We start from the raw sequence: 19361 nt of genomic DNA on the forward strand, positions 1-19361 counted from the left end.
GAGAGGACATATTTCATGCTGAAGACATCGAGCGCCAGTAGGACTTTCAGGTCGGGAGCGGTGACCTCCAGTGTGCTGGTCGGGGCGCTTACGCTGGCCGCCTGTGGATCATCAGGCGGTGGTGGCAGCAGTACAGCTGGTGGTGCCACTGGAAGTGGTTCAGCCGGCAGCGGTTCGTCAGGCAAATCAGTGGGAGTGTCTCTCATCTTGAAAACTCTGAGTAATCCCTATTTCGTCTCCATGCAGAAAGAGGCGAAGACTGCTGCTGCAAAGAACAACGTCAAGCTCACCGTCGCGGCAGGCAAGACCGACGGCGACACGCAGACCCAGATCAGCGCCATCGACAACGCGATCTCGCGCGGTGACAAAGGAATCCTCATCACCGAGAACGGCGATGCGGTAAACGCGGAACTCGCGAAAGCGAAGCAGGCTGGACTATTCGTTATCGCCCTCGATACCGTGCCGACGCCGCCCAGCACCGTTGACGTCACCTACGCGACGGACAACGAGCAGGCAGGCAAGCTGATCGGTAAGTACGCTGCGACAAAATTGGGCGGAAAAAAGGCTGTCGTCGCCATGCTCGACCTGTTCAACGACCAGGTCGTGTCCGTGGATGTCCAGCGAGACCACGGATTCCTCGAAGGTATGGGCATCGATCCGGGTAGTAAGACGCAGAACGGCAAAGAAGCCAAGAGCGGGAAGTACACGGGTGGGAAGGGTGGCCAATACGAGATCGCGTGCCACCAGCCGACGACCGGCGCTATCCCTGGCGGCAAGACTGCAATGGAGAACTGCATCTCCAAGAACAGCAACATCAACGTGGTTTACACGATCAATGAGCCTGCCGCAGAAGGGGCGCTGCAGGCCCTGCAGGACGCCGGAAAGACCGATGTGATGGTTGTCACGATCGACGGTAGCTGTAAATATGTCAACGGCCTGGTCAAGAGCGGCAAAATCGCTGCTGACGCTGTGCAGTACCCCGGGATGATGGCAGCCGACGGGGTCAAGGCAATCGCCAAGCTGGCCCGCGGTGGCGCAAAACCAGCACTCCCGGACGGCAAGGACTTCATCAACACCGGCACCGCCCTCACCACCGCTAACCCCATCGACGGTGTGGAGAGCGAGACGCCCGCGAAGGCTGCGCAGTCCTGCTGGGGCAGCTGACAACTGCACTCCCGCTGGATGCGCGAAGCCTGATGTTCCGCGCATCCAGCATGGGCGGGTGCGCCATATCCCCCTGTCCGACCTTGCCGTTTTGTACAGCTGACCGTGAACGATCTTTGAGAATGGAAGTCGCATGACTCAGGCAGTCCAGGCACCCAGCTCGACCGACGGATCCGGATCGTCGAAGAACAGCGTGTCAGGCCGTATTCACGACACCCTGCACCGGATGCCTGCACTGAGCCCGCTGCTGGTCCTGATCATTGCCTGCCTTGTGTTCGGTCTCGCAAACGACCGTTTCCTGCGGCCGGCGAACTTATCGATCGTGCTGCAACAGGCGGCAGTCGTAGGGGCTCTTGCCGTAGGGCAGACGCTGATCATCCTGACCGCCGGTATCGATCTGTCCGTGGGGGCGGTCATGGTGCTCGCGACCCTGGTGATGAGCAAATTGGTTCAGAACAACGGCCTTCCCGGTCCCGTCGCCTTTCTCATCGGGTTCCTGATCGCGATGCTGGCCGCGTATTTGAACGGAATACTCGTCACCAAAATCAGACTGCCGCCATTCATCGTGACCCTGGGCACGCTGAGCATCTTCACCGCAGCAACCCTGATCTACGCCCAGGGCCAGACCATCACCCTGAACAACGGTGGATTCATCACGTGGACGGGCACCGCCATCAAGTTCGGTAGCTTCAGCATCACAGTGGGCGTGTTCATGATGCTTCTGCTCTACGCGGTCTTCGCGTTCGCGCTGCGGCAAACGGCCTGGGGCCGACACCTCTACGCCACGGGCGATGACCCCGAGGCAGCACGACTTGCCGGGATCCGCACGGACCGCGTACTTCTCAGTGCCTACGTCGTCGCCGGTGCTGTCTTTGGAATTGCTGCCTGGATCCTCGTCGGACGCATCAACGGAGCTGATCCCAACGCCGGCGTCAACCTCAACCTGCAGAGCATCACCGCCGTCGTCATCGGCGGCACCAGCTTGTTTGGCGGTCGTGGCGCAATCGTCGGATCACTGATCGGGGCGCTGATCGTGCAGGTCTTCAACAATGGGCTTGCTCTGGCCGGCGTCGATCCCAACTATCAGGTGCTGGCCATCGGGGTTCTCGTATTGATCGCCGTCGGTGCCGATCAATGGATCCGGAGCGTGAAGTCATGACCGAACCGCTGCTGGAAGCCCGCCACCTCGTGAAAACATTCGGCCGGGTCGTCGGCCTCGATGACGTAGATCTGACCTTGTATCCAGGGGAGGTCCTGGCCGTCATCGGCGACAATGGTGCAGGTAAGTCCACGCTCATCAAGTGCCTGTCCGGTGCGATGGCTCCTGATTCCGGCGAGATCCTCATCGAGGGTCGGCCAGTGACCTTCGGCAGCACCCAGGAAGCACGCGAAGCAGGAATTGAAACGGTTTATCAAACCCTGGCTGTTGCCCCAGCCCTCGATATTGCGAGCAACTTGTTCCTGGCTCGCGAAGAGCGTCGCCCGGGAGTGCTGGGTTCAGTGTTCAGAATGCTCGACACGGGCGGGATGAAAAAGAAAGCCAAGCAGCACATCGACGACCTGGGCATCAGCACCTTGCAGAACATCAATCAGGCAGTCGAAACGTTGTCCGGCGGTCAGCGTCAGGCCGTCGCGGTGGCCCGCGCAGCTGCGTTCGGCGGCAAGGTCGTGATTCTCGACGAACCGACAGCAGCTCTGGGCGTGCGTGAATCAGGCCAGGTCCTGCGGCTGGTCCAGAATCTACGCGAACGTGGTCTCGGCGTTATTCTCATCAGCCACAACATGCCCAACGTGTTCGAGGTGGCCGATCGGATCCACGTGCAGCGTTTGGGCCGCGGCATCGGAGTCATCACCCCCAAGACCCACACTCCGGCGGAGGGAGTGGCAATCATGACCGGTGCGACCACCCTGCAGGAAACACCCGGGTCCCAGGTCTCGATCACCGAGCAATAGCCGCAGGTGAAGATGGCACCAGACCGACAGAGTCCCAAATAACCTTGCCCACACCACAAAAAGCGAACACTGATCGCACCGGACGTCCGACGATGAAGGATGTCGCAGCCCGCGCCGGCGTGAGCATCAAGACGGTCTCGCGTGTGCTTGCTCAGGTGCCAACGGTCGATCCTGTCATTGCTGGACGCGTACGAGACGCAGCCGACGGCCTCGGCTTCCGGCCAAACCTGATGGCGTCCAACCTGCGGCGATCAGACGGGCGGACCAACACCATCGGTCTGCTCCTGGAGGACGTCAGCAACCCGTTCTCTGCCCTTGTCCATCGCTCCGTCGAGGACTATTTCCGCAGTCGCGGAGTGCTTGTTCTGGCCGGCAGCGTCGATCAGGACCCCGATAGGGAACGCGAGATGGCCCGCACGCTGATCAACCGTAGGGTGGACGGCCTGATTGTGATGTCCTCCTGCACCGAACCGCGCTACATCGTCGCCGAGCAGCAGACCGGTACGAGCTTCGTTTTCATTGATCGCGCACCGGCGCCGTTGCTCGCGGATGCCGTCGTGGCCGACAACCGGGTCAGTGCGCGCACGGCTGTCGCACATCTGTTGGAGACCGGTCGACGTGTCGTAGCCTATTTCGGCGATGATCTGAGGATCCCCACTGCCGACGAACGTTTCAGCGGTTACCAGGACGCTATGGCTGCCGCCGGTCTGGATCTTGAAGAGAAGGTGATCCGGCACGGAATTCGCACGGTGGGCCAGGCCAGAGACGCGACCCGCACAATGTTGCAGACGCAATACCCGGAGGCGGTTTTCACCAGTCAGAATCTCGTCACCATCGGTGCGCTCGAAGCTATCCACGACCTCGGTCTCCAGGATGAGATCGCGCTGGTTGGTTTCGACGACATCCCTCTGGCAGGCCTCATCAAGCCCGGCACGACCGTCATGGCGCAGGACCCGGTTGAGATGGGGCGGTGCGCCGCAAGCCAACTCCTCGATCGGATCAACGGTGACATCTCGCCACCCTCGATCCACACCATCCCTACCCGGCTCATCGTGCGCGGATCGGGAGAGCTGCCGCGGCACACTTCACGAGCGTGACGAGAGCGCACCCGAGGGCCGCCTACCGTGGAGGGATGATGAACCGGCTCGCGTCCGCAACCAGCCCGTATCTGCTCCAGCACGCTGACAACCCGATCGACTGGCGGGAGTGGTCTGATGCCGCGTTGGCCGAAGCCCGCGAGCGCGACGTGCCGATCCTGCTGTCCGTCGGGTATGCCGCCTGTCACTGGTGCCACGTGATGGCGCACGAGACCTTCGAGGACGAACGCGTCGCGGCAGTCGTCAACGCAAATTTCGTCGCCATCAAGGTCGACAGGGAAGAACGCCCCGACATCGACTCGGTGTACATGGACGTCACCATGGCGCTGACCGGCAGCGGTGGGTGGCCGATGACCTGCCTGCTCACTCCGTCGGGGGACCCCTTCTTTGCTGGCACCTATCTGCCACGTAGTCAGTTCCTACGGCTGCTCGACGCCGCGAACGACGCGTGGCGCGACCGCAGGGCAGACGTGCTCGCCTCCGGCACATCCATCTCGGAAAAACTACGCGCTGCCGCCGCACCCGAGTCGCATCCCGTCAGTACCTCCCTGATCCGCCGCAGCGTCGACGCGATGGCGCGCCGATTCGACACGAACTACGGCGGGTTCGGCGGTGCGCCGAAATTTCCCACGACCTCGGGCCTGGAGTTTTTGCTCCGCGCCGCCGTCCTGACCGGTGACGAAAATCCCCGCGACATGGCAACGCAGACTCTCGAATCGATGGCCAGGGGTGGGATCTACGACCAGCTCGGCGGCGGCTTCGCACGCTACAGCGTCGATGCCCAGTGGGTCGTGCCACATTTTGAGAAAATGCTCTACGACAACGCGCAACTCGTGCGCGTCTACACCCATGCGTGGTGCGCGACCGGCAACGACCTCTTCGAGCGTGTCATCGCCCAGACGATCGATTTCATGCTGCGTGAGTTGCGCACGCAGCAGGGTGCGTTCGCCTCGTCACTGGACGCGGACACCGAGGGTGTCGAAGGACTGACCTACGCCTGGAGCCCTGGTGAACTCATCGACGTGCTCGGCGAGGACGACGGCACCCGCGCCGCGCAACTACTGTCCGTGACCGACACCGGCACCTACGAGCACGGCGCTTCCACCCTTCAGCTGCCCACCGACCCCGACGACGCGCACTGGTGGGAAAGCACCCGGACAAAGCTGCTTGTCGCGCGTGACCAACGGCCACAGCCTGGTCGGGACGACAAGATCATCGCCGGTTGGAACGGTATGGCGGTCGGTGCGCTCGCCGAGGCGGGCGCCATCTTCGGGCGAACCGACTGGCTCGATGCTGCGTCTCGTTGTGCGCTCGCGGTGCTCGAGATCCACCGGGTGGACGGGCGGCTGCGTCGTACCTCCCGGGACGGCGCCGTCGGGAGCTCGCTCGCCGCAGCCGACGATCTGGGCAATCTCGCAGAGGGACTACTCACCCTGCATCAGGCAGCACCGGACGCCGGATGGCTCACCGCAGCCGACGAGGTGTTGCAGAGTGCAGCCGCCCATCACGCAGACGGGCGCGGCGGGTTCTACGACTCGGCCGACGACGCCGAGGCCCTGATTGTTCGGCCGCGCAGTCATGTCGATGGCGCCGAACCCTCAGGCACCGCCGCGTTGGCCGGTGCGCTACTGACCTACGGCGCATTGACCGGGAACTCGGACTGCCTGAATCGTGCCCAACGCGCAGTCGATGCTGTCGCCTGGCTCGCCGAACGCGACCCCGGCATGGTCGGTCACGGATTGAGCGTCGGAGTCGCTCTCGTGCATGGGCCGCTTCAGGTGGCGATCGTCGGTGCTGACGCAACTGCCGACGAGCTCGCCGCGACGGCCTGGCGCAGCACAGCACCGGGCCGCGTTGTTGCCGTCGGCGGTGCTGCCGGGGTAGGCAGCGGCGACGACGCCGGGCAGCCGTTGTTGACCGACCGGCCGCTGGTCGCCGGCCGATCTGCGGCCTACGTCTGTCGCCAGTTCGTCTGCGACGCGCCGGTTACCTCGGTGCCCGACCTGCGCGCTGTGCTCGGACAACCTTCATCGCAGACCCAGTAGACGGGCCCCGTTGCGCCACAGCACAGCTCGCATCCAATCGTCACCAAGGTCGAGTCGGGTCAGTGCCGACAACTGATGCGCGTACGGGTAGGGGATGTTCGGGAAGTCCGAGCCGAGCACGACCTTGTCCTGCAGCGACGTCAGTCGGGCCCGGTACGCCGCAGACGTCGGGGTGCGCGCCTCCACGAAATCGGTGAAGGCCATCGTCGTATCGAGATGCACCCGCTCATAGGCCAGTGCCAGGTCCGCAAATTCGTCGTACTCCGGCATTCCCATATGGGCGATGACCAGCGTCAGCCGGGGCCAGCGCCGCAGCACCGACGCAATGCGGCGTGACCCGGTGAATGCGCCCGGCAGTGGGGCAGATCCGGCATGAATGACCACCGGCACCCCCGCAGCCTCCAAGAGCTCCCAGGCCGGATCGAGCAGCGCGTCATCGGGCGCATACTGCCCCACCTGGACATGCATCTTGAACAACCGCGCGCCTGCTCCCAACGCCTGCGCGACGTAGTCCGCGACGTCCGGCTCGGGGTAGAGCGTGCCGCAGTGGATTGCGTCCGGCACCCGCCTCGCGAAGTCGGCGTTCCAGTCGTTCAGCCACTTCGCCATCCCAGGTTTGTGCGGATAGGTCAGCGCAGGGATCGCCCGTATACCGAGTGAGCGGACAATCTGCAGCCGGGCCCGCTCATCGAAGCGGTACCGGATGGGCCATGCCTGCCCGTAGTGCGCCGCGGCCTGGTCGAAGAAGCCCCAGACCTTGATCTGCATCTGTTCGGGAAGAAAGTGCACATGCACGTCGGCCAGACCCGGCAGGCCCACAGCGTCCAGGTATGCCGGGACATCCGCATCGTCGAGCGGTCCGGCTGTGGTGGCAATCTTGGCCCCGGCGGGTGTATCGGGTGTACCCGGCGTCATGGACATAGTGCCGACTCAACCCTGCGGTTTCACGAAGGGGAACGCCAGCGTCTGGCGGATGGATGCTCCGGTCAGCATCATCACGATGCGGTCGACCCCCAACCCCAACCCACCGGTCGGCGGCATGGCCAGCTCCAGTGCGGCCAGAAATGCTTCATCGATCTGCATTGCCTCCAGGTCGCCGGCCGCCGCTGCGAGCGACTGCGCGGTCAGCCGTGCGCGTTGGTCGACCGGGTCGACCAACTCGCTGTATGCGGTCCCGATCTCCGCGCCGAAGGCCACCAGGTCCCAGCGCTCGGACAGCGCCGGGTCGGTACGGTGGGTGCGGGTCAGCGGGGAAGTCTCCAGCGGGAAATCGGTGTAGAACGTCGGGAACTGGGTCTGCTTCTCCACCAGTGCGTCGTAGAGCTCGACGACCAGCATGCCCACGGTTGCCTCAGCGGGCGCTCCCACTGCATGCCGAGCGCAGATCGCTTCGATCTGGGCGCGCTCGGTCGTGGACGTCACTGTCTCTCCGACGGCTTGCGACACCGCGTCGTGCACCGTCGTGACCGGCCAGTCACCCTCGAGGTTGACGTCGTGGGATGTCCCATCGGCAGCTGTCCGGCGGGCCACGGGCGCGCCATTGACTGCGGTGGCAACGCGCAGGATGACGTCGCGGGTGAGCACCCTCATCGAGTTGTAGTCGCCGTACGCCTCATAGGCCTCCAACGAAGTGAACTCCGGGTTGTGTGTCGCGTCGACGCCTTCGTTGCGGAAGTTGCGGTTCATCTCGAACACCCGCTGCATACCGCCTACCGCCAGTCGCTTCAGGTACAACTCCGGGGCGATGCGCAGGTACAGGTCCATTCCATACGCGTTGATGTAGGTCCGGAACGGCCGGGCCGTCGCACCGCCGTGTACCGCCTGCAACATCGGCGTCTCGACCTCGGTGAACTCCCGCTCCTGGAAAGCCTCCCGCAGGGCGCGGACGCCGGCCGCCCGACGTCGCAGCAGGTCCAGCGACTGGGCGTTGACGAGCAGATCCAGCGACCGCTGTCTGCTGCGAACATCGTCGCTCAACACCGACCCGAGCGGGGGAAGTGGTCGCAGGCACTTCGCCGCCATCTGCCAGTCGTGCAGCACGACCGACAGCTCACCGTTACGCGACGTCCCCACCCGCCCCGTCACACTCACCATGTCACCGAGATCGACGCACTGACGCCACAACGCCCGAGCGTGCTGCGGCGACTGGTCTGCGGTCACCATGATCTGAATGCGGGATCCCTCATCATCCAGGACCGCAAAAGTAACGCCACCGAGATCACGCAACGCGCGGATCCGACCGCATACCGACACGGACTGGTTGGTCACGACGTTGGGGTGCAGTTCGGGGCACTTCGAAATGACATCGGCGACCCGTGCCGTCCGCGGAACCTGCACGGGGTAACCCTGCATACCTGCGCTCCGCAGGGCCTCCAGCTTCGCGCGGCGTACCTCCTGCTGCTGGGACAACCGTGCCGCCACGGGTACCGGTACCAGCAGCTGCTGTTCCTGTTCACAGACCCGGCGCACGAAATCGGGCTCCGTACGAGGGGCCTGAGTCTCCGCAGCGATCTGGCCGGTGAGGAACTTCGGCCCGATGGTCGGAACGAAACCCTCAGCGATGCCCATTGCCAGCGCGGCGCGGGTGACCGTCAGCGCGGGGTCGTAGCAGAGCCACCGAGGCACCCATGCCGGGTGGTATTTGTCGTTCGAGCGGTACAAGGTCTCCAGCTGATAGAACCTCGATGCGAAAGACAGCGCAGCATCGCTGACTTTCGTGATCGGTCCGGCCCCGACCTGATCAGCATTGTCGAAGATACTGCGAAACACGGCGAAGTTCAGCGACACCCTACGAATGCCGTGCTCAGGTCCGTGTTCCATCAATTTCGCGACAAGGAACTCATTCAGTCCGTTCTCCGCATTACGGTCGCGCCGCATCAGGTCCAGGGAGACCCCCCGTACGCCCCACGGCACGAACGACAGCAGTCCCCGGATCTCACCGTGCGTGTCATGTGCCGTCACGATCACACATCTGCCGTCCGCGGGGTCACCGAGCCGGTTCAACGCCATCGAGAATCCACGTTCGGTCTCTTCGCCCCGCCATTTCTCGGCAAGGATCTCCACCTCCCGCAGTTCCTCGGTCGACAGCTCACTGTGTCGGCGGATCTGAGTCGTGTAGCCGGCTCGGCTGATCCGCGTCACGGCCTGCCGCACGGGTCGCATCTCGCGGCCCCGCAGACTGAAGGAATCGACTTCGAGAATGGCCTCGTCGCCAAGTGCGAAGGCACGCAGCCCGGCCGCCTGGTAGTGAGCGGTGCCTACCTCGCTGCTGGACAGCACGGCGGCATACCAACCGTTCTCCCGACACTGCCGCAACCACAGCGCGATGAGTTCCGGCCACGAGCCACGATCGCCCACCGGATCAGCACTTGCCACACAGGTGGTGCCCTCGGTGCGGTAGGTCAACGCCGCGCGGCCATCGGTGGAGAACATCACGCTCTTGTCGCGACGCGTCGCGAAGTAGCCCAGCGAATCCTCTTCGCCAAACTGAAGCAGTAACTTTCGCACCGCCAGCTCTTCATCGGCGGACTGCATCTCCCGACCGCGCCCAGAGCGCCAGAACACCAGGATTGCCAGCAGGAGCGCCAGGCCCGATAACAGCCCAGCGAGTCCGAACACCCACATGGAACCGACATGGTCACTGAGCCCGAACGTCCCGGCGGGGCTACTGACCCCAAATGTGGACCGCACCGACCACCGCACCCGCTCGCGGACGCCGACCAACGAACCGTCGATTGCCGACGACAACAACAACGTAACGCCGAATGACGTCAGTAAACCCGCTACCAGGACGAAGAGTGCTGCCCTTCGTGAGCGTGGAGCCAACTTCGCGGGGAACGACCTGCGACTCGCGATGACGGCGACGAGAACGGCGATCCCGAGTATGAGGGCGGGAATGGTCACATATCGCGAGGAGGTGAACTCCACGTACTGGCGTTCACTGACGCCGTACATCGGTCGGCCACCGAATCTACGCATCTGGCCGCCCAGAACGGCGCGGCCCTCCACCACCTTGCCTGCGATTACCACCACCAGGCTGTAGAACACATTCAGCGCCATGACGATGACCACCACCGTGTGGGCAGCGCGCAGCCGACGACGTGCGGCTCCCGCCAATGCGAACAGCAGTGCGACCAGGAAGAGGCTCGGCTCCACCGGCAGGTTGAGCAGGCCCAATGCGTCGGACACGACTCGGACTACCAGCCCGCCGGCAAACACGATCGCGAGCAGCGAGAAGAACGCACTGATCAACAACAGCCGGCCCAGCCAGTGGGCTACCTGTTCGCGCCACGGGCTGCGGACCCGCTCGCGCCGGCCGCCGTCGGGCCCGCCGTAGGCGTTGAATGACCCCTTGAACAACCGCGACACGACACTCAAATTCATAAGATACCCCGTCTCATCAAGACCAGACAGTATCTCAGCGTCCTGAGCGCTACCGGAGAAAGATCCCGAAGGGCGGATACACAGAAAAGGCAGACAACGCAAAAAGAGCTACCCGACAACGCGGGGCGTTGTCGGGTAGCTACTAAAAGATGTTCGGCGGTGTCCTACTCTCCCACACACTCCCGTGTGCAGTACCATCGGCGCTGAAGGGCTTAGCTTCCGGGTTCGGTATGTGACCGGGCGTTTCCCGCTTCGCTATGACCGCCGTAACGTTATGAAACTATGACCACACTCCCCCCGACCCGAACACGAACATTCGTGTTGAGTGGGGGTGGTGGTGTTGTTTCAGAATCACACAGTGGACGCGAACAGCTCGTTATAATTAGTTGTGGTGTTCAAGTTGTTGGCAGATTAGTACCGGTCAGCTACACACCTTACGGTGTTTCCACATCCGGCCTATCAACCCAGTAGTCTAGCTGGGTGCCTTCACACCCCAAAGGGTGATGGAAACCTCATCTTGAAGCGTGCTTCCCGCTTAGATGCTTTCAGCGGTTATCACTTCCGAACGTAGCGAATCAGCCGTGCCACTGGCGTGACAACTGACATACCAGAGGTTCGTCCATCCCGGTCCTCTCGTACTAGGGACAGGTCTTCTCAAGTTTCCTGCGCGCGCAGCGGATAGGGACCGAACTGTCTCACGACGTTCTAAACCCAGCTCGCGTACCGCTTTAATGGGCGAACAGCCCAACCCTTGGGACCTACTCCAGCCCCAGGATGCGACGAGCCGACATCGAGGTGCCAAACCATGCCGTCGATATGAGCTCTTGGGCAAGATCAGCCTGTTATCCCCGGGGTACCTTTTATCCGTTGAGCGACGGCGCTTCCACAAGCCACCGTCGGGTCACTAGTCCCGACTTTCGTCTCTGCTCGACGTGTCTGTCTCACAGTCAAGCTCCCTTGTGCACTTACACTCGACACCTGATTACCAACCAGGCTGAGGGAACCTTTGGGCGCCTCCGTTACTCTTTAGGAGGCAACCGCCCCAGTTAAACTACCCACCAGGCACTGTCCCTGATCCGGATCACGGACCGAAGTTAGGTGCTCAGAACGATCAGAGTGGTATTTCAACGATGACTCCACCCGCACTGGCGTGCGAACTTCATAGTCTCCCACCTATCCTGCACAAACCGTACCAAACACCAATACCAAGCTATAGTAAAGGTCCCGGGGTCTTTCCGTCCTGCTGCGCGTAACGAGCATCTTTACTCGTACTGCAATTTCGCCGAGTTCATGGTTGAGACAGTGGAGAAGTCGTTACGCCATTCGTGCAGGTCGGAACTTACCCGACAAGGAATTTCGCTACCTTAGGATGGTTATAGTTACCACCGCCGTTTACTGGCGCTTAAGTTCTCAGCTTCGCCACAAGTGACTAACCGGTCCCCTTAACGTTCCAGCACCGGGCAGGCGTCAGTCCGTATACATCGAATTACTTCTTCGCACGGACCTGTGTTTTTAGTAAACAGTCGCTTCTCCCTGGTCTCTGCGACCCTCACCCCTAGCACGTAAAGTGCTTCAAGGATTGGGCCCCCCTTCTCCCGAAGTTACGGGGGTATTTTGCCGAATTCCTTAACCATGATTCACTCGATCGCCTTGGTATTCTCTACCTAACCACCTGAGTCGGTTTGGGGTACGGGCGGCTCGAACCTCGCTAGAAGTTTTTCTTGGCAGCATAGGATCACCCTACTTCCCCCATTCGGGGTCACTATCACGTCTCACCCTATATGACTGGCGGATTTGCCTACCAGCCGGGCTACACGCTTAGACGTGGACAACCATCGCCACGCGGAGGCTACCTTCCTGCGTCACTCCATCGCTTACCTACTACAAGATCGGGTCCCACGCTGAACCCACACACACTCCCACACACCCCGAAAGGCACATGAAAGATAACGGTAGGACAAGATGGTTAGCATCCCCTGATTCGATATGGGCGGTTCTTCGCCGGTTCCGGAATATAAACCGGATGTCCATCGACTACGCCTGTCGGCCTCGCCTTAGGTCCCGACTTACCCAGGGCAGATTAGCTTGACCCTGGAAACCTTGGTTATTCGGCGGACGGGTTTCTCGCCCGTCATGCGCTACTCATGCCTGCATTCTCACTCGTGTGGGCTCCACACCTGGGTCACCCCGGCGCTTCACTGCCCACACGACGCTCCCCTACCCATCCACACCCCTGAACCACCAAACGTATTCGGTGACTAGAGAATGTGTGAATGCCACAGCTTCGGTGGTGTGCTTGAGCCCCGCTACATTGTCGGCGCGGAATCACTTGACCAGTGAGCTATTACGCACTCTTTAAAGGGTGGCTGCTTCTAAGCCAACCTCCTGGTTGTCACAGCAACTCCACATCCTTTTCCACTTAGCACACGCTTAGGGACCTTAGATGGTGATCTGGGCTGTTTCCCTCTCGACGACGAAGCTTATCCCCCGCCGTCTCACTGCCACGCTTAAACTTACCGGCATTCGGAGTTTGGTTGACGCCAGTAACCTGGTGAGGCCCATCAGCCATCCAGTAGCTCTACCTCCGGTAAGAAACACGTGACGCTGCACCTAAATGCATTTCGGGGAGAACCAGCTATCACGGAGTTTGATTGGCCTTTCACCCCTACCCACAGCTCATCCCCTCAGTTTTCAACCTAAGTGGGTTCGGTCCTCCACGCCGTCTTACCGGCGCTTCAACCTGGCCATGGGTAGATCACTCCGCTTCGGGTCTAGACCCAGCGACTCAATCGCCCTATTCGGACTCGCTTTCGCTACGGCTTCCCCACACGGGTTAACCTCGCCACTGAGCACTAACTCGCAGGCTCATTCTTCAAAAGGCACGCCATCACCCCACAACGGAGGCTCTGACGGATTGTAAGCACACGGTTTCAGGTACTATTTCACTCCCCTCCCGGGGTACTTTTCACCTTTCCCTCACGGTACTTGTCCGCTATCGGTCACCAGGGAATATTTAGGCTTAGCAGGTGGTCCTGCCAGATTCACACGAGATTTCACGGGCCCCGTGCTACTTGGGTATCAACTCGAACAGTCACACATGTTTCGGTTACGGGAGTCGCACCCTCTACGCCACACCATTCAAGATGCTTCACCTACATGCACAATTTTTTACTGTCCTCCATCATGTCAGTAATGGAAAAAGTCAACCCCACAACACCACAACTGCAACCCCTGACAGGTATCACACAGCTGCGGTTTAGCCTGATCCGCTTTCGCTCGCCACTACTCACGGAATCACATGTTGTTTTCTCTTCCTGTGGGTACTGAGATGTTTCACTTCCCCACGTTCCCTCCACACACCCTATGAGTTCAGATGCGGGTAGCACGACATATCTCGTACTGGGTTTCCCCATTCGGAAACCCTCGGATCACAGCCTGGTTATCGGCTCCCCGAGGCTTATCGCAGATTCCTACGTCCTTCATCGGTTCCTGGTGCCAAGGCATCCACCGTGCGCCCTTAAAAACTTGAGCCACAAAAAATAAAGATGCTCGCGTCCACTGTGTAATTCTCAAACAACACACACCCACCACACCAACCCACCACACAACGTGGAAGGCGATGACAATGGTGCTCAAACAAGAAGACCCAACCGTGACAAACACGATCGTTTCCTCATAACCCCAACAGCGTGTCGACACGCAACCCCAGATCACATACTCAGCCTCCACACCACCACCAACAACCCCGAAAGGCCACCAGTAACAGCAGTACTACCAAACACGTCAACCAACAGGTCACGCACAATGATTGATGATTCCACCCATGAGCACACCCGGTCGCACATTCGGCAACCGATGGTGTATCGCTCCTTAGAAAGGAGGTGATCCAGCCGCACCTTCCGGTACGGCTACCTTGTTACGACTTAGTCCCAATCGCCGATCCCACCTTCGACCACTCCCTCCACACAAGGTGGTTAGGCCGTGGGCTTCGGGTGTTACCAACTTTCGTGACTTGACGGGCGGTGTGTACAAGGCCCGGGAACGTATTCACCGCAGCGTTGCTGATCTGCGATTACTAGCGACTCCGACTTCATGGGGTCGAGTTGCAGACCCCAATCCGAACTGAGACCGGCTTTAAGGGATTCGCTCCACCTCGCGGTATCGCAACCCTCTGTACCAGCCATTGTAGCATGCGTGAAGCCCAAGACATAAGGGGCATGATGATTTGACCTCATCCCCACCTTCCTCCGAGTTGACCCCGGCAGTCTCCTATGAGTCCCCACCATTACGTGCTGGCAACATAGAACGAGGGTTGCGCTCGTTGCGGGACTTAACCCAACATCTCACGACACGAGCTGACGACAACCATGCACCACCTGTACACCAACCAAAAGGAAACAACATCTCTGCTGCGATCTGGTGTATGTCAAGCCTTGGTAAGGTTCTTCGCGTTGCATCGAATTAATCCGCATGCTCCGCCGCTTGTGCGGGCCCCCGTCAATTCCTTTGAGTTTTAGCCTTGCGGCCGTACTCCCCAGGCGGGGCGCTTAATGCGTTAGCTACGGCACGGAACTCGTGGAATGAGTCCCACACCTAGCGCCCAACGTTTACGGCATGGACTACCAGGGTATCTAATCCTGTTTGCTCCCCATGCTTTCGCTTCTCAGCGTCAGTAATGGCCCAGAGACCTGCCTTCGCCATCGGTGTTCCTCCTAATATCTGCGCATTTCACCGCTACACTAGGAATTCCAGTCTCCCCTACCATACTCTAGCCTGCCCGTACCCACTGCAGACCCGGAGTTAAGCCCCGGGCTTTCACAGCAGACGCGACAAACCGCCTACAAGCTCTTTACGCCCAATAATTCCGGACAACGCTCGCACCCTACGTATTACCGCGGCTGCTGGCACGTAGTTAGCCGGTGCTTCTTCTCCCGCTACCGTCACCCCGAAAGGCTTCGTCACGAGCGAAAGGAGTTTACAACCCGAAGGCCTTCATCCCCCACGCGGCGTCGCTGCATCAGGCTTTCGCCCATTGTGCAATATTCCCCACTGCTGCCTCCCGTAGGAGTCTGGGCCGTATCTCAGTCCCAATGTGGCCGATCACCCTCTCAGGCCGGCTAACCGTCAAAGCCTTGGTGAGCCACAACCCCACCAACAAGCTGATAGTACGCGAGTCCATCATCCACCACCCGAAGGCTTTCCACCCCCCACCATGCGGCAAGGAGTCATATCCAGTATTAGACCTCGTTTCCAAGGCTTATCCCAGAGTGAAAGGCAGGTTACTCACGTGTTACTCACCCGTTCGCCACTAATCCACCACAACAAGTTGCGGCATCATCGTACGACTTGCATGTGTTAAGCACGCCGCCAGCGTTCGTCCTGAGCCAGGATCAAACTCTCCAAAAAAAACTCTTCTTGCAAAATCCGAACCCAGCTGACATCAAAGAAATAACTTCCATCAACATCAACCAAACATTAATCTGGCATCAATCATTCAACACGCTGTTGAGTTATCAAAAAACGATCGCGCATCTGCCGCGGGTGCAAGATCTGCACCCGAAACTGAAGCTGTCATATTTGATCCGAAATCTTGGGCGTCAGACCGAGGTCCTCGCGCACTTGGCTTCGAACAAGAGTGAATCTAGCAGGTGATCTATGCCCTCTGCAAACTCGCTCTGCCGCTGTGTTGCTGCGACATGTGGAACAGTACGGCACCTTCTGCGACGTTGGCAAATCGGCGCGCAGAAGGCCCGAAACCACTGGTAAACACCGGGATTGGCCCTATACGGCGAACTCCCCGAGCAGGTCGGCCCGCGTCAGCACGCCGGTTGGCTTGCCATCCGCAACCACCAGAACAGCATCCGATGACGCCAGATGGGTGCGCAGTTGGGAGATCGACTCGCCGCTGCCCACCAAAGGCATCGTCGCCTCCATGAAGCTGCCTACCGGGTCGGTCAGACTGGCTCTTCCCCCATACAGGGCATCCAGCAACGACCTCTCGCTGACAGATCCTGCGACCTCACCCACCATGACCGGCGGCTCGGCCTTGACCACAGGCATCTGGGAGACCCCGTATTCCTGCAGGATCGCGATTGCGTCCCGGACCGTCTCACTCGGGTGTGTGTGCACGAGGTCGGGCAACTCCCCGGCCTTGTTGGCGAGCAACTCCCCCGCCGTGCGTTCACCATGGGCACTGAGGAACCCGTAGGAGGACATCCACTGATCATCGAAGATCTTCGCGAGGTAACCACGCCCGGAATCGGGCAGCAGGACCACGACCGTCGCCTCGGCCGGCAGGGTGGCGGCGTGGCGTAGTGCGGCGACGACTGCCATCCCGCATGATCCGCCGACCAGCAGCCCTTCTTCTTCGGCGAGGCGTCGCGTCATGGCGAACGACTCAGCGTCGGAAACCGCGATGATCTCGTCCACCACGCTCGGGTCGTACGCCGCCGGCCACATGTCTTCTCCGACGCCCTCCACCAGGTAGGGCCGTCCGTCGCCACCGGAGTAGACCGACCCTTCCGGATCCGCGCCGACGATCTTCACCCGGCGCTCACCCTGGTGGGCTGAGATCTCACGCAGATAGCGGCCGGTGCCGGTGATGGTGCCCCCCGTACCGACGCCTGCCACGAACGAGGTCAGCTCGCCGTCGGTGTCGGCCCAGATCTCGGGACCCGTCGTGCGGTAGTGCGCCAGTGGCCCCTGCGGATTGGAGTACTGATCAGGCTTCCACCCTCCGGGCGTCTGGGCAGCGATCCGGTCCGAAACCGAGTAGTAACTGTCAGGGTGGTCCGGTGCCACCGAGGTCGGGGTGACTACGACCTGGGCCCCATAGGCCCGCAGCACCCGCCGCTTGTCCTCGCCCACCTTGTCCGGACACACGAAGATGCACTTGTACCCCTTGCGCTGCGCGATGAGTGCGAGTCCCACTCCTGTGTTGCCGGATGTCGGCTCCACGATCGTGCCGCCCGGCTGCAGCGCACCAGATGCCTCAGCGGCCTCGATCATCCCGAGGGCGATCCGATCTTTCACCGACCCACCGGGATTGAGATATTCGACCTTGGCCAGGACAGTCGCAGCGATGCCCTCAGTCACGCGGTTGAGCTTGACCAGCGGGGTGTTACCGACCAGGTCGGCAATATGTTCGGCGTATCTCATGTCCCCATCGTGGCAGGCTCTTCGACTACTGGACACCTGGACGTACCGAACGAGTGAGACCATCGAGCCAACAGGTCACGCCAGCATCGAGGCTCGCCGTCAGGGAGGTACGCACGCAGATGGGCAGAGCGCGCAGAGCACGCAAGATCGCCTCCCGCGCGGCGTACGGCGGGGGCATCGGCGCCGTGAGCGCCGCAGGCATCGCCGTCACCGGCTGGGCGGTCCTCAGGGGTGAAGCGGCAATGGCGCGGCGCCTGGTCGGGCACCACTTCGACGGCGCACCCGATGACCAGGGCACCTACGGGTCCGGCCCGGGCAAATTACTGGACCTGCTGGTCCTGGGTGATTCCAGTGCCAAGGGGCTCGGAGCGGACATTCCAAGTCAGACGGTCGGCGCGGTCAACGCCAACGCGCTCGCCGCCATTTCCGGCCGACCGGTGCGACTGACCAACGTCGCCGTTATCGGGGCTGTCTCAACCGACCTGGACCGTCAGGTCGATGAAGCGTTGTCGCTGGTGCCACACCCCGCGATCTGCATCATCATGGTCGGCGCGAACGACGTCGCGAATCGGCTACCGAGAGCGACTTCAGTGCAACACCTCGCCTCGGCGGTCCACGCGCTACGCGCCGCCGACGCGCAGGTGGTCGTGGGCACCTGTCCCGACCTCGGCGCCGTCCGCCCGGTGCCCCAGCCGTTGCGTCAACTCGCCCGACGGTGGTCTCGCGATCTGGCGGCGGCCCAGACCGTCGCAGTCGTAGAGCACGGCGGACGGACCGTGTCGCTGGGGGACCTGTTGGGCCACGAGTTCCAGAACATCCCGCAGGTGATGTTCAGCGCGGATCGTTTCCACCCCTCCGCCGCTGGCTACGCCCGAGCCGCGTCGGCGCTGCTTCCCAGCGTGCTGGACTCACTCGGCTTCGTATCAGTGGACACCGGTCGCAGCCCGGACGTCCGCCGCGGTGAAGGGGTGAACCCGGTCTCGGTAGCCGCCATGCACGCAGCACGCGATCCTGGTACCGAAGTTGTCGGCACCCAGGTGCGCGGGGACGAGCGCGGGCGACAAGGTCGCTGGGCGGTGCTGCTACGACGTCACCGCACTGCGATGCCCGCAACGATCCCGCCGGATACCGCGGCGGTCCAAGACCTGCAGCCACCCACACCACACGACCCGAGGGTCGGCCCATCGAACGCCACCTCGTGACGGCGTCGACGGGCGATGCTGCGGATGGGGCCGCGGCCCTGCAAGACCCCCGGCCCGACGGCGTGCGCGCGGCACTCGACCGGGTAACCGGGCGATGGCGTCAGTTGCCGTTGGCCACCGCGCAGCGACGAAGCGACGTGGTACGCCGGCTGGCACAGCAGTGGGTCGACCTGAGCGCCACTTCGTCAGAAACGACGTCTGCGCTCCCGGATCTGGGCCCAGCTGTCGCTATCGACCAGCTGACGGTGGCGGTCTACGACGCATGCCACACCGGCTCCGTCCCGAGCGCCGTGGTCGTCGACCAGTTGAAAGAGCTGCTGGCGCAATTGCATTGAGGGCACAACACCTGCACTGATCCG

At 61.6% G+C, this 19361-nt stretch carries 10 protein-coding genes and 3 rRNA genes; 7 read left to right on the top strand and 6 right to left on the bottom strand.

What is annotated here, in order from left to right:
• Positions 1–195: 195 nt before the first annotated feature.
• The 5 genes from V3G39_16480 to V3G39_16500 all read left to right on the top strand — a co-directional run bounded on the left by V3G39_16480 (position 196) and on the right by V3G39_16500 (position 6259).
• Entirely contained in the window at positions 196–1164 is a 969-nt protein-coding gene (locus tag V3G39_16480) for a substrate-binding domain-containing protein (GenBank protein XAS76223.1), read from the top strand.
• 226 nt (positions 1165–1390) lie between these two features.
• Complete coding sequence (locus V3G39_16485) at positions 1391–2323, top strand: ABC transporter permease (protein XAS78266.1); 933 nt, start codon at positions 1391–1393, stop codon at positions 2321–2323.
• Entirely contained in the window at positions 2320–3117 is a 798-nt protein-coding gene (locus V3G39_16490) for an ATP-binding cassette domain-containing protein (protein XAS76224.1), read from the top strand. The genes V3G39_16485 and V3G39_16490 overlap by 4 nt, the downstream gene beginning before the upstream one ends.
• Before the next feature lie 92 nt (positions 3118–3209).
• The gene (locus V3G39_16495; protein XAS76225.1) at positions 3210–4214 is read left to right on the top strand and encodes a LacI family DNA-binding transcriptional regulator; all 1005 of its coding nucleotides are present in this window, start codon (positions 3210–3212) and stop codon (positions 4212–4214) included.
• A gap of 35 nt (positions 4215–4249) precedes the next feature.
• Positions 4250–6259, top strand: coding sequence for a thioredoxin domain-containing protein (locus V3G39_16500; protein ID XAS76226.1), 2010 nt, complete (start codon positions 4250–4252; stop codon positions 6257–6259).
• On the opposite strand, the gene V3G39_16505 is transcribed toward V3G39_16500, so the two are convergent.
• The 6 genes from V3G39_16505 to V3G39_16530 form a co-directional block, all read right to left on the bottom strand.
• Positions 6242–7174, bottom strand: a complete 933-nt coding sequence (locus V3G39_16505; GenBank protein ID XAS76227.1) for an amidohydrolase family protein — start codon at positions 7172–7174, stop codon at positions 6242–6244. The genes V3G39_16500 and V3G39_16505 overlap by 18 nt on opposite strands.
• Before the next feature lie 15 nt (positions 7175–7189).
• The gene (lysX, locus tag V3G39_16510; GenBank protein XAS78267.1) at positions 7190–10627 is read right to left on the bottom strand and encodes a bifunctional lysylphosphatidylglycerol synthetase/lysine--tRNA ligase LysX; all 3438 of its coding nucleotides are present in this window, start codon (positions 10625–10627) and stop codon (positions 7190–7192) included.
• A gap of 166 nt (positions 10628–10793) precedes the next feature.
• Positions 10794–10911 (bottom strand): 5S ribosomal RNA (rrf, locus tag V3G39_16515).
• Between the two features lie 122 nt (positions 10912–11033).
• Positions 11034–14173, bottom strand: a 23S ribosomal RNA gene (locus V3G39_16520).
• Positions 14174–14516: 343 nt separating this feature from the next.
• Positions 14517–16048, bottom strand: a 16S ribosomal RNA gene (locus tag V3G39_16525).
• The 16S, 23S and 5S rRNA genes sit together here, the layout of an rRNA operon.
• A 375-nt stretch (positions 16049–16423) precedes the next feature.
• A complete protein-coding gene (locus V3G39_16530; protein ID XAS76228.1) occupies positions 16424–17800 on the bottom strand; it encodes a cystathionine beta-synthase in 1377 nt (458 codons plus the stop codon).
• Positions 17801–17919: 119 nt separating this feature from the next.
• On the opposite strand from V3G39_16530, the gene V3G39_16535 reads away from it, so the two are divergent.
• Both V3G39_16535 and V3G39_16540 read left to right on the top strand, forming a co-directional pair.
• On the top strand, positions 17920–19002 hold the full coding sequence (locus V3G39_16535) for an SGNH/GDSL hydrolase family protein (GenBank protein ID XAS76229.1): 1083 nt from the start codon (positions 17920–17922) through the stop codon (positions 19000–19002).
• On the top strand, positions 18999–19337 hold the full coding sequence (locus V3G39_16540) for a hypothetical protein (GenBank protein XAS76230.1): 339 nt from the start codon (positions 18999–19001) through the stop codon (positions 19335–19337). The genes V3G39_16535 and V3G39_16540 overlap by 4 nt, the downstream gene beginning before the upstream one ends.
• Positions 19338–19361 lie beyond the last annotated feature (24 nt).

It is taken from the genome of Dermatophilaceae bacterium Sec6.4 (assembly GCA_039636865.1).
In the GTDB taxonomy this organism is placed as follows: Bacteria; Actinomycetota; Actinomycetes; order Actinomycetales; family Dermatophilaceae; genus Allobranchiibius.

Bases quoted from the DNA above. Each gene is read 5' to 3' on its own strand.
- V3G39_16485 (XAS78266.1), top strand. From the start codon at position 1,391: ATGCCTGCACTGAGCCCGCTGCTGGTCCTGATCATTGCCTGCCTTGTG.
- V3G39_16490 (XAS76224.1), top strand. From the start codon at position 2,320: ATGACCGAACCGCTGCTGGAAGCCCGCCACCTCGTGAAAACATTCGGC.
- V3G39_16495 (XAS76225.1), top strand. From the start codon at position 3,210: ATGAAGGATGTCGCAGCCCGCGCCGGCGTGAGCATCAAGACGGTCTCG.
- V3G39_16500 (XAS76226.1), top strand. From the start codon at position 4,250: ATGATGAACCGGCTCGCGTCCGCAACCAGCCCGTATCTGCTCCAGCAC.
- V3G39_16505 (XAS76227.1), bottom strand. From the start codon at position 7,174: ATGACGCCGGGTACACCCGATACACCCGCCGGGGCCAAGATTGCCACC.
- V3G39_16530 (XAS76228.1), bottom strand. From the start codon at position 17,800: ATGAGATACGCCGAACATATTGCCGACCTGGTCGGTAACACCCCGCTG.
- V3G39_16535 (XAS76229.1), top strand. From the start codon at position 17,920: ATGGGCAGAGCGCGCAGAGCACGCAAGATCGCCTCCCGCGCGGCGTAC.